Source organism: Paenibacillus odorifer, assembly GCF_000758725.1.
GTDB lineage: Bacteria > Bacillota > Bacilli > Paenibacillales > Paenibacillaceae > Paenibacillus_AQ > Paenibacillus_AQ odorifer.
Map to the genome: position 1 here is coordinate 5,619,392 of NZ_CP009428.1, position 11,348 is coordinate 5,630,739.

Here is an 11,348-nt window from a genome sequence, read left to right on the forward strand (position 1 = left end):
TCTATTTTTAGAAAAATAAAATTTATTTCCACCAATCTTATTTATGATTAGCAAAATAATGGTTTTCAGTGCAACTCGCAGCTAATAATCATTTATTTTTCCATATTCATTAGAAAATAATCCTGTAAATATTCCACCCTAAATTTATTTCTTCAGGGTAGTATTTGTTGGATATACGGATGTAAAAAAAACTAAAAAAGTGGTACTAATGAGTATCCTTTCAGCTCCACTAAAAATGTCTCCTACAGGGAGACACTTCTCTCCAGATGAAGCACAAAACCTAAATAACACACAATGTTCACTGAATAATCTGTGTTTTTCAGACGGACACACCTTTTAAAAAATGGAGTTTAGGATTATAATGAAAGCGTAAACAAAGAACTACAAAATCTATTTTGTTTCTTCGCCAAAGGAGGCTGGAGGAAATGCTAGCAGGACTTAAGGAACTTAAAAATTGGGTGACAGAAAACTGGAATCCAACATTGAATACAGGTAATGAGGACTACCGGAAAATGGAGTACTCCGTGGAGCGTCATCTCCACACTCCGCAATCTCCGAAACCACTTAGCTATGAAGAAGAGGCTCGCATCAAGACCGTTAAATTTCATTAACTAACCCTTCAGATAAAGATTGATTCATAACGAAGACATCAGACCGCCAGTTCTGGAAGCAACTCCAGTGGATGCGGTCTTTTATTATGCCCTGTAGTTGTATACCGAAAAAACCTCCTCCACCCTAAAGGGTGAAGAAGGCTAATAGGTTACATTCAAGGACATGGCAGTAGGTTATCAACCCAAACGCCTTGTTTAGTTCATCCTTCGATAAACCTCAGCGCGCGTTCCGATTGATAATCAGCTAGGCCTTGGGCGAATTGTTGGTCAGGAAATCCTCTATGTAGCAGCTTTAATCCACCTGAAGTTAAGGAGATATGATGGTGGAATTGATAAAATAACAGCCTATCATGATCCAGAGCATCGTTCTTTAAGTACCGATAGAAATCCCCAAAACGCATCTGCAAAAAACTATGCTCATGCTCAATATCATAAAACATTGCCCCTTCGATATCGATCAAAAAGGGTTCCAGTTTATCATTAACCATAACATGGTCAGGACCCAGTTCCCCGTGAATAAACCCATATTGCTGTCTGGGTTGAATTTTTGATTCAAGCTCGTACAACTTATCGAGCAGTTTGCTTTGATTAGACCTGATCTTCTCAATATGTTGGGAGGCATAGGCTAGCTGCACTTTCGCATTTTCCATTTGTAATAAATGACATTCGCTCATGCTGCTCTCGTTAGCATTTGCTTTCCCAAAAACATGCCTCTCGTTGGTATGCATAGCAGTAAGCATTTCCCCCACACGCTGAAAAACTTTATCTTGAACACGTGAATCGGGATGATAAAAATAGGTTTCTGCCATTCTTCCATCTATATATTCAACTAGAGCATAATCGAAAGAGTAACGATCTCTTTCCTTATTCAGATCATAAAGAGCAGGGGTCTGAACTCCATGTTGTGTTAAGTACCTGTTATTTAATTCGAATAAATGACTTCCATAGGATTGTTCATTTATATCTTCATTTGCTTTTTCTTCTTTAAAATAATTCATAGAAAGATCCCACACATACAAAACGCAGGAAAATCCATTACTGCACTCAATCTTGTAGACCACCTTTTGTGCGCCGCCATGCATGCGCGAAACACGAGCAACGAAATAACTGCTGCCAAACACCCTACTAATATAATCCTGTAAGTCAGTCTTATCGAGATGACAAGTAACGTCCATTAACAACACTCCATTTATTAGGTTTTGCCGGCTTCACAATAGTAAATAAAATCCAGCCGAAAGTATAGACTTATTCTTTCTGATCAATTATGATGTTGAATAAGGTCTTGAAAAAAACAAGCATACAAAAAGCCGTTGGAATCAATTTCAACGGCTTTTTTTTATGAAATATCTAAACAAATATAGAGGAGTACTTTCACAACATGTTCAAACGACTAACTGCACTATTTTCGATTCCCTCTTATGGCTTACTCTTTTTATGTATGTTACTGCAGGGGATGGGGATTTCACTCAGCGCACCCTTTTTATCCATTTATTTTACGGAACAGCTTGGAGTATCTGTCGGGCTGTTTGGTGTTTTTCTGGCCACCACGTTAATTGCCGGAATATGGATCAGTACACTAATCGGGAGACGCTCTGACCTTGGCTTAAATCGAAGAAACATTTACCTTGTCTCCACGCTCTGTAATGCCCTTGCTTATAGCGGATACTTGCTCATTGGGGATTTTACGATCTTATTCATTTACATGATTGTGTTCACCGCACTCGGTGCACCAGGGATGCCTCAATTGTTCGCCATAGCTAGAGAAGCAGTGAATAAGAGCGATTTTACAGATACTGCGTTTGCAAATTCTACCTTGCGTTCTGCTTTCTCTCTCGGCTTTATTACAGGTCCTTTAATCGGTACTCTGCTAATTGCTGCTGTTGGGTTTAAGGGGATTTTCTCGGGCACCATCGGAGTATTCCTGCTGGTTGCCTTACTTATTTCACTATTCCTGAAATCAAATACAGAAGTGAAAAGCAGTACTGCAGAAGTAAAAGTAAAAAGTTTCCGGTTGGGTCAGAACCGTAATGTTCTGCTTCCTTTTCTGATTATGATACTCATGTATGTAGCCCACTGGACGAGTAGCATCAATACTGCCCTCTTTATCACCAACAATCTAGGGGGAACAACAAGCGATGTCGGTTTAGTCAGCAGTATTTGTGCTGCGCTGGAAATTCCTTTTATGATCATGCTGGGACTACTTAGTGCGAAATACAGTAACCGCATCCTGATGATGTGCGGAGCCATTTTCGGAGGAGCTTATTATCTCGTTGTCATTACTTCAGGCGCGATGTGGCAAATGCTTGCAGCCCAAATTTTGCTTGCCTTTTTTGTTGCCGTTATTTCAGCGATTGGCATTAGCTACATTCAGGATCTGCTTCCAAACATGCCTGGGTATGCATCCACGCTCTACTCTAACTCATCCACGATTGGCAGACTGATTGGCAGTCTTGTTGGCGGGTTATTAGCTAGTGTTGTTGGGTACCGGTATTCATTTGTGCTCTGTTTCATACTCGTCATTATTTCTACAATCATGCTTGCGGTAAGCGGACGTTACTCTGTAGATGATCCACAAAAACTAGCGATTTAATCTAGCGGTTTAATCCGCTTTTTCGGGCTTTATTCAGCCCTTGAAACTTCTCCATATCTTCTCGCGACTAACTAACATATCCTCAAAAAAAAGGTAGGGGTTAGATGTTAAAAACTATTGCAAGAATGGTCATGTTGATGTCTTTAATCTTTCTGGCAGCATGTGCAGGGGACGTTAAACCAATCGAGGAGCCGAGCACAGGAGCAAATACGCCAACCCAAAGTCCAGCGATTAGTACGCAGAAGCCGCAAAACACAGAACCTAAGCAGCCAAATGAAGCCAGCTTTAAAGCAGAATTGTCGATAAATCTGAAATCATATTCAGATCAATTGACAGAAAATGATCTTCCCGCACTTGAAGTGCTGGAAAAAAACCTAACTGCTTTGGTTGAGCATGACCACACACTTTATCAATCCGGGTTCGTAAACAAAAAACTAGCAGAGGCTATGGAGCCTTATTATAACGAACAATATCAGTACAAATTCACAGACATTGAAAGCATCGATTCCATGTTACCCAACGAACATCAGGTGAATATAACGGTAATCGGACAACGCTTGGATATGGCCGCAGAGACCGTTGAAAATGTAAAAATGCTATACGCTATTCGGCCAAACGATCAAGGGGAATGGGTCATTTATATTATTGATTGATTGACTGACTGACTAGCTTATGAAAAATCGTCGTCCGATTCCTGACAGGGAATTTGAACGGCGATTTTTTTGTGAAAAAAACCAATTTCTCACCTTGCTAGCTCAGTTACACATTAATCGTTCGGAAGAGCACCGTGAAATGCCTTCCCATTATGCGAAGGATACCCTGCTACTAGCTACAGACAGCAAAAGTAATCTTCATCCTTTGCGAGATGCGGAGAATGGAATCATGTTTGTGGTAACCTTCTAGCTACCTACCCGATCTAATATTTAAGTAACGTTACGAACATCCTAAGACTTCTAGTCAAGAAAGCAGGTAAATCTTTGCATATAGATCCTATTGTCGTCAAAGCCAAAGCTGGGGACCCTGAAGCATTCGTGAAGTTGATGCAGGAGATAGAGTTACCTTTATACAGAACTGCAAGGTCCATCGTCAACAAAGAAGAAGATTGTGCAGATGCCCTGCAGGAGACGATGCTAAAAGCCTTTAAGAACATCCATACACTCAGAGAGCCCGCATTTTTCAAAACGTGGATCTTCCGGATTCTGATTAATGAATGCAATAAAATGCTCAAAAACAACGCAAGAACCCTCCCTTATGGAGAACTTCCCGAAGTCCCTTCCACTTCCAAGGATTATGAGAAAATCGAATTATGGGATGCCGTTCAACATCTTGAGGAGAACCTCCGGATTGTCATTCACCTTCATTACCTACAGGACATGCCGATCAATCAAATTTCCGACATTCTCGAAATTTCTACGGTAGCCGTGAAGACCCGGCTGCATCGCGCCCGCAAAAAGCTAAAGCATTCATCTCAATTCAATCAAGAAATGAGGTTGCGACATGGTAAACACTAAGTTAGAAAAACAATTAAAGAACTGCCAAAGCTTACTTCCCGATCAGTTATCGGATATTGCCCGCTCCAAGCTGAATGAGACTTACCAAATCATCAGGGAGACCGATAATTCTATTTCCCCCATTCAGAGAAAGATAGATGTATCAAGAACTTTTAATAAATGGTGGGTTTCCACTGCAGCCGCTGCAATCCTGGGAGTTACACTCCTTGCTTCCGGCTTTGTATCGCCCGCAATAGCTGATGCACTCAAGCAAATTCCGGTTCTGGGACAAATCTATTCATTATGGGGCGAAAAAAACTTAGATCCCGGTGTTCAACAAGCCGAGGATTTCATCACAAACGTAAACCAAAGCGTGACCCATGGCGATGTGACGATGAATATCCCAACATTGTTATTTGACGGAACCCGAATTCTTATGAACCTAACCACTCCTGGAAACCGTCTGGCTTCGGAGCCCAATTCGCCGCCTTCCGATGCCAATAAAGGGGCGGTGGATAAGTTTGAGGTTCTCTATAAAGGCCAACCTCTGCTCTGGAGTTACGAACACATGGATGGTGAGACTGCTTCCAGCATAATGGTTCAGGTTTTGAACACTTATTATGAGCCGAGCACAACAACACAGACTGTCCAGTTCCCTGATCAGTTTGACTTGACTGTAAATATAACGTTAAAGGGTTACGATGTCCCGTTCGAATTCGTTCTGCCTGTTACCACATCAACGCCTGTTACCGCCCTAACTTCAGAGGAGACCAAGCATCACGATAACATTAACTTGCAGATCAGTAAGGTAGAAATCACCCCAATCACAACGCAGGTATCCATTGAGTACAAAACCAAACCGGGCCAGAGCGTAGAAGAAATGCTCGCTTCTATCCCTTCGAAATATAAGGGTGCTAACGGGGGCGTCATCGCTCTTCAATTTGACATTGTGGATGAACGTGGCGTTCAACTGAAGCCTGTCGGTGCTCACCCCGTAAGCGAATCTTATAATGTTCATTTTGAACCCTTCAAGACTATACCGAGTACCGTAACCATCAAACCGTACTTAGTCGTTTCCGAAGGTCAAGCCCCAGCTGGGACTAAAGGACTGTGGGAAGACAACAATATGGTCAAGGAATATATCCCTGAGCTGGAGACTGTACTTTCGGTCCAATAGTTCATTTGTAAAAGGGACCTTATTTTCTAGGATGAAAAGGGTATGCAAAACTACAAAAGACGAAGCCATAATAGGCTTCGTCTTTTATTTAGATGACTTCAGGTAGGTTCAATCCAATAAGGTTATTTTGATGAAGCCAGCTTCGATAATTTGTCGGCAATATCTTCAGCTTGTAACAAGGAGGAGTATGAATCTGCTGCAAAATATTTTTCCATATCAATCTCAATAATTCGATTGTTTTTGACCGCATCCAACATCTTCCATGTTTTGTCAAATAATAGGTGACTTGTCGAACACATTTGAATGGATCAAATCTGATGCCCCCGGAGAGTCTCCAACCAAGTCGATATAGCCAAGCCACCTCAGCTCTTATCTGCGGGATTTATCCCGTACATTTCACTATTCCAGCCACCTCAGCTCTTTTCTACGGGATTTATACCGTACATTCCAGCATCTCAACCACCTCAACTCATTTGTACGGGATTTATCCCGTACATTTCACTATTCCAGCTACCTCAGCTCTTTTCTACGGGATTTATACCGTACATTTCACTATTCCAGCCACCTCAGCTCTTTTCTACGGGATTTATACCGTACATTCCAGCATCTCAGCCACCTCAACTCATTTGTACGGGATTTATACCGTAAATTTCACTATTCCAGCTACCTCAGCTCTTTTCTACGGGATTTATACCGTACATTCCAGCATCTCAGCCACCTCAACTCATTTGTACGGGATTTATCCCGTACATTTCACTATTCCAGCCACCTCAGCTCTTTTCTACGGGATTTATACCGTACATTCCAGCATCTCAACCACCTCAACTCATTTGTACGGGATTTATACCGTACATTCTACCGTTCCAGCCACCTCAGCTCTTTTCTACGGGATTTATACCGTACATTCTACCGTTCCAGCCACCTCAGCTCTTTTCTACGGGATTTATACCGTACATTTCACCGTTCCAGCTACCTCAGCTCTTTTCTACGGGATTTATACCGTACATTTTGGACCTCTGTCAAGAAAGTGGACAGTTACGCAACAGACATTCTAGTCAATTGCTCAGCAAAACGAACTGGAGAAAGATACCCCAGCGCGCCATGCATTCGCTTGCGGTTATAATAAAACTCAATATATTGAAAAAGTGTCTGGTAGGCTTGCTCCTTAGTTTTGAATCGTGGATTACAATAAATGAGCTCCTTTTTCAAAATGCTGTGCCACGACTCGATACAGGCGTTATCATAACAGTTACCTCTGCGGCTCATGCTGGACTCCATGCCATACGCTTTCAACTGCTTCGTATATTCATGAGAAGTATATTGAGAACCTCTATCGGAGTGATGTAATAGACCCTTTTCCGGTTGTTTAGCTTCGTAAGCATCTTGTAAGGCGCCCGAAATTAAGCTAGTTTCCATATGGTCCTCCAAGCGCCACCCCACGATTTCACGCGTGCAAAGGTCCATCACACTAGCCAGGTACAAGCGCCCTCCCCGGCAAGGAATGTACGTAATGTCGGTAACCCATACTGAATTGGGTTTGAGTATTTTAAATTGCTGGTTCAGCGTATTCGGGGCAATCGGATGGTCATGATTGGAGTCGGTGGTCTGTACGCGATACGTTTTGGAGACAATGGAGCGAAGCTTCATATGTCGCATGTACACACTCACCGTGCGTTCGGTAACGGTATAACCTTCTTGATGCAACAGGCGGGTGATCTTCGGACTCCCATACCGCTTTTGATGGTCTGCAAAATGATACTGAATTCGCTTCATTATCGCAGCCTTACGAAGCATATGCGTACTGGTTTTTTCTGTCCGCCACTTGTAGTACCCGCTCCGTGACACATGTAGGGTCATGCACATCTTCTCCAAGAGAAACTCGGAGCGATGTTTTTCAATAAACTGGAATCTCAGTTCCTTGGTTTGCTGAAGATGTGCACTGCTTTTTTTACGATCGCTAATTCCTCTTCCACATCGGCAATCTTGTTATCTTTTTCTTGAAGTTGACGTTTCATTTCTTTCAACTGTGCCTCGAGTTCCCGTACTCGATCCAAGCTAGCTGCCGGTTCATTTTTTAGTTCTCGATACTGGCTCATCCATTGATGCAGGGTACTTTTTGGGATGTTGAGCTCTTCCGCCAAGTCGCCCACTGTCTTTGTTTGCTCTTGAATGAACTGCACTGTCTGTTTTTTAAATTCTTCGTTGTACCGTTGTCGATGTTCTCCCATGTGAACACACCTCCGTGGACTCATTATCGCCAGTCTGTTAACTACTGTCCACTTTTTATTCTAGCTTCATTTCACCGTCCCAGCCACTTCAGCTCTTTTCTACGGGATTTATACCGTACATTTCACTATTCCAGCCACCTCAGCTCTTTTCTACGGGATTTATACCGTACATTTCACCGTCCCAGCTACCTCAGCTCTTTTCTACGGGATTTATACCGTACATTCCACCGTCTCAGCTACTTCAGCTCTTATCTGCGGGATTTATCCCATACATTTCACCGTCTCAGCTACCTCAGCTCTTTTCTACGGGATTTATACCGTACATTCCAGCATCTTAGCTACTCATACAAAAAAATGGTGAAGCGCACGCTACTCCAGTTTTCGTTGCTCTATATAATAAATCGGCCTCTTAAATGAGAGTCCATTCCCATAGATAACCTACGCAAATTATCTATACTGGCAAGGTTTAGGGCCATCCTTTTACAGAATGGCCCTCTCATTGATTATGTTGCAATTTTGCTTACTTTAGTATTCTTTTTTAATTACAAAAAACGAACCCCGAATTGTTCCAGCTAGTTTGGACTTCTGCCTTGCAAACTTAAACTTCTCTTCTAGCTCCTTTGGGATCTCCATCCCCTCAGAAAGCTTAAAACCAACGGCTCGCTTCTTAGGGTCATCCACCGTATACATAACGTTGACCGCAAGGCCATCCTCATAAAAGACATAAGCAAATTTAATATTTTCCACTTGAAAACGCGACGTTTCTAAAGGCTTGGCCGCAAACTCAATATCACGTTCTTCTTTTAAAATTCGGTTCACATAATCAAGGGTCTCCTGACTTTCGCTGGCTTGTACAGCCGTAAATTCATGCTTGTATTTATTCATAAAATAACGGGCCTCATTAGCACGCAGACCAGCAAGCGCATCTACTACTGGTGAAGATTCTAAACCAACCGTAGACACATTTTTAAAATCAACGATATAGGACATTTCCATCTCTCCTTTTCTCTCATTATTCCCAAAAAAACTTATCGTTACTTAGGATACAGTTCGCGTGCTGTCTGTAACGGCAAGTTTCTGTGTTAACTGCTGTGCTCTTTTTCTACTAAAGTGACCATCTCACGCTTCCACTTTTCTCGCTCCTGTGGCGGTATCGGCTCCCCTTTGTCATACAGAAATCTAATCATATAGAACCCATCCTTCGTAAGCAGGCTGGTAACAAGTTCATGCTCTAATACATTATTGTTCATCAACTGCGTCTCCACTACAGAGCTATTATCAGTCTGATGCAGTACTTGAGCGGTCAACAAGGTCTCTTGGGAGATATAATCCGCTGTATGCTTCTCTACAGAAGATGCCTCTATCTTATCAAAATAATTAATCGTGAACGTATGCGAAGGTTCGTACCGATGGTATTCTCCTAGCGGATAATATCCGATAAATTGACTGTTACTGTAGACATGGAATGTTGCAGGTACATAGCTATTAAGCTGAAAATACGGGATGAATCGCACAATACCTGAATTGATCTCTTCTCCAGGAGGAATGACCGCATCCACACCACTAAGGAAATCACCCTTCTTATCTACAAAAATCGTGCTATAAGGGCTGTACCTCGTAATCCAAATTGAACCATTCTCCTTCACAGCCTCAACGTAATAACTGATAATTTGATTTCTTTTTTCCTCACGTTCATCGGCGGGGTTGATACAGGTATGAATATGCTTCCGAGTGTATGTAAAGACTGCTTTAGTAGCATCCATTGACAGCAATTCAAATTCGAGAATTTCAGATTTTATATTATAGATTTGAAATGTCATCATTAATTGAAAGTGATTTAAAAAGGACATTCCCCTCTTATCTGGATGAAATCTTTTGCTCAAACCTTCTTCATCCTTATCCATATAAGCCTGCTCCAAGCCTTCAACCAGGGCCTGCAGTTCCTCTTTTGTGATGCCTTTATTTTTCTTAAAGAAAAACATGTCTTCTCTCCCCTCATCATCAGTCTACTTCCAATTACTTACTCCTATTTATTATACGGGCACACCTGTGTACTTTTCTAGGAATGGTTTCTTTGAGTAGGTATACCTTACAGTCATCCCTACATTTTAAAATGTTCACGAACTAACCTAAATTGTTCTTCTACGCTCATATTTAGTGTTCTTTCTATGGTTTTGATGCCCAGCTTAGTGCAAGCGCTCTTTATTTCATTGGAGAACTTAATCATAGATTTATTACTGTGTTTAATTGTTTCTTCTGGATTTAACGTATAAGCGTTAATGCAGTCCAGAATCATCTTATGGTCTTCTCTAAAGTAATATAATCTCTCTATCTCCGCATCGGACGTATAAAAACATATCATTCTCTTTTCCGGGATAAACGGTATCTCTTCGACCACTTGAAATAACCATTGGCAATGTTCATCTACAGGTTTATTAAACCACTTATTCCAATCTAAACTAGGATTAGGGAATTGAAGGGCAGGATATTCCATAGGGCTAGAGAATGGTCTATATTTTAAGAGATCATCCCCTAATGTTTGAAAACCTAATTCCTCTACAAACTTCTTGGTCATAGTAGTCTTTCCAGCACAAGGTCCACCATTTAGCCAATATACATGTTTTAATTGTTCTTTCAAATAATTATTATTTATCTTCATCCAACACACCCCGTTTATATTTAAAAAGCTTACTCTGACACGTTGGTTGTGAGGGGTTGGCGGATTCTTATCTTTCTAGACAAAAAAGCCTTCCCCACCCTAAAGGGTGAAGAAAGCTTAAATGTGTATCCCCAAATTATGGGCAGCTATATTAGGTTTTCGTACCCGAGGGTGCCTTAGCCAACTGCTCCTCCAGCCACCTTATCGCCTCAGCCTCTCCGGAGAAAGCACCTCCGGGGCAGCCGTAGGTTCTTTTAGTGGACAACGCTGTAACTGGCTTGTAGACAGCAAGCAACTTAGCATTCTGCATTACGACCGCGATGCCTGAACAATATTGGGCGATTTCCCGCTTGTTCATCTTGCACCAGTTCATATACAGCTGTGTGACCGCACGCTCTGGACGTGTGTTTTTCTCTGCGGAATGCACCATCAGCAGGCCGAAGGCAGATCGGCGCGCGAGCAGCTCTTCCCAATAAGCGATATATTCTTCTACTGTCTCCTGATCAAACGCCTCCCCCAAACTAAGGCTTATGATCGGCCAAGTGGATTCATCCTTTGTTATAGGCATACGTTTCCCTCCTAAAATGTGCTGA

General features: G+C 41.9%; 15 protein-coding genes. 7 read left to right on the forward strand and 8 right to left on the reverse strand.

All coding sequences use genetic code 11. The annotated features are described in order from the left end of the window. Positions 1-425: 425 nt before the first annotated feature. The gene (locus tag PODO_RS24520) at positions 426-611 is read left to right on the forward strand and encodes a hypothetical protein (RefSeq protein ID WP_036679656.1); all 186 of its coding nucleotides are present in this window, start codon (positions 426-428) and stop codon (positions 609-611) included. Between the two features lie 200 nt (positions 612-811). Here the strand turns inward: PODO_RS24520 and PODO_RS24525 are convergent, their stop codons facing one another. After that, positions 812-1,741, reverse strand: a complete 930-nt coding sequence (locus PODO_RS24525; protein ID WP_038574814.1) for a phosphotransferase — start codon at positions 1,739-1,741, stop codon at positions 812-814. Positions 1,742-1,989: 248 nt separating this feature from the next. Here PODO_RS24525 and PODO_RS24530 point away from each other — a divergent pair, with 248 nt between their 5' ends. The 5 genes from PODO_RS24530 to PODO_RS24545 all read left to right on the forward strand — a co-directional run bounded on the left by PODO_RS24530 (position 1,990) and on the right by PODO_RS24545 (position 5,868). Continuing rightward, on the forward strand, positions 1,990-3,201 hold the full coding sequence (locus PODO_RS24530) for a sugar efflux transporter (RefSeq protein ID WP_052097297.1): 1,212 nt from the start codon (positions 1,990-1,992) through the stop codon (positions 3,199-3,201). A gap of 104 nt (positions 3,202-3,305) precedes the next feature. Next, on the forward strand, positions 3,306-3,854 hold the full coding sequence (locus tag PODO_RS24535) for a hypothetical protein (protein WP_038573111.1): 549 nt from the start codon (positions 3,306-3,308) through the stop codon (positions 3,852-3,854). Positions 3,855-3,873: 19 nt separating this feature from the next. After that, positions 3,874-4,104 carry a hypothetical protein gene (locus PODO_RS31570; protein ID WP_141118504.1) on the forward strand — a complete coding sequence of 77 codons (231 nt, stop codon included), beginning with the start codon at positions 3,874-3,876 and terminating at the stop codon, positions 4,102-4,104. A gap of 74 nt (positions 4,105-4,178) precedes the next feature. Further along, a complete protein-coding gene (locus PODO_RS24540) occupies positions 4,179-4,712 on the forward strand; it encodes an RNA polymerase sigma factor (RefSeq protein WP_038573112.1) in 534 nt (177 codons plus the stop codon). Next, entirely contained in the window at positions 4,699-5,868 is a 1,170-nt protein-coding gene (locus PODO_RS24545) for a DUF4179 domain-containing protein (RefSeq protein ID WP_038573113.1), read from the forward strand. Before PODO_RS24540 ends, PODO_RS24545 begins: the two co-directional genes overlap by 14 nt. Before the next feature lie 122 nt (positions 5,869-5,990). Here the strand turns inward: PODO_RS24545 and PODO_RS31340 are convergent, their stop codons facing one another. Continuing rightward, entirely contained in the window at positions 5,991-6,167 is a 177-nt protein-coding gene (locus tag PODO_RS31340; RefSeq protein WP_155288189.1) for a hypothetical protein, read from the reverse strand. Between PODO_RS31340 and PODO_RS24550 the strand changes: the two genes are divergently transcribed. Beyond that, positions 6,168-6,923 (forward strand): hypothetical protein, encoded by a 756-nt coding sequence (locus PODO_RS24550; protein ID WP_038573114.1) that lies wholly within the window; start codon positions 6,168-6,170, stop codon positions 6,921-6,923. On the opposite strand, the gene PODO_RS24555 is transcribed toward PODO_RS24550, so the two are convergent. The 6 genes from PODO_RS24555 to PODO_RS24580 form a co-directional block, all read right to left on the reverse strand. Then, positions 6,904-7,830: an IS3 family transposase gene (locus PODO_RS24555; RefSeq protein ID WP_143758705.1), complete on the reverse strand. Its 927-nt coding sequence runs from the start codon at positions 7,828-7,830 to the stop codon at positions 6,904-6,906. The genes PODO_RS24550 and PODO_RS24555 overlap by 20 nt on opposite strands. Further along, the gene (locus PODO_RS24560) at positions 7,779-8,096 is read right to left on the reverse strand and encodes a transposase (protein ID WP_038573118.1); all 318 of its coding nucleotides are present in this window, start codon (positions 8,094-8,096) and stop codon (positions 7,779-7,781) included. The genes PODO_RS24555 and PODO_RS24560 overlap by 52 nt, the downstream gene beginning before the upstream one ends. Positions 8,097-8,621: 525 nt before the next feature. Beyond that, positions 8,622-9,086, reverse strand: a complete 465-nt coding sequence (locus PODO_RS24565; protein ID WP_038573119.1) for a DUF8821 family protein — start codon at positions 9,084-9,086, stop codon at positions 8,622-8,624. 92 nt (positions 9,087-9,178) lie between these two features. Next, positions 9,179-10,078: a hypothetical protein gene (locus PODO_RS24570; RefSeq protein WP_038573120.1), complete on the reverse strand. Its 900-nt coding sequence runs from the start codon at positions 10,076-10,078 to the stop codon at positions 9,179-9,181. Between the two features lie 119 nt (positions 10,079-10,197). Continuing rightward, positions 10,198-10,755: a hypothetical protein gene (locus PODO_RS24575; RefSeq protein WP_038573121.1), complete on the reverse strand. Its 558-nt coding sequence runs from the start codon at positions 10,753-10,755 to the stop codon at positions 10,198-10,200. 151 nt (positions 10,756-10,906) lie between these two features. Beyond that, positions 10,907-11,323, reverse strand: a complete 417-nt coding sequence (locus tag PODO_RS24580) for a hypothetical protein (RefSeq protein WP_036679675.1) — start codon at positions 11,321-11,323, stop codon at positions 10,907-10,909. Positions 11,324-11,348: the final 25 nt, after the last annotated feature.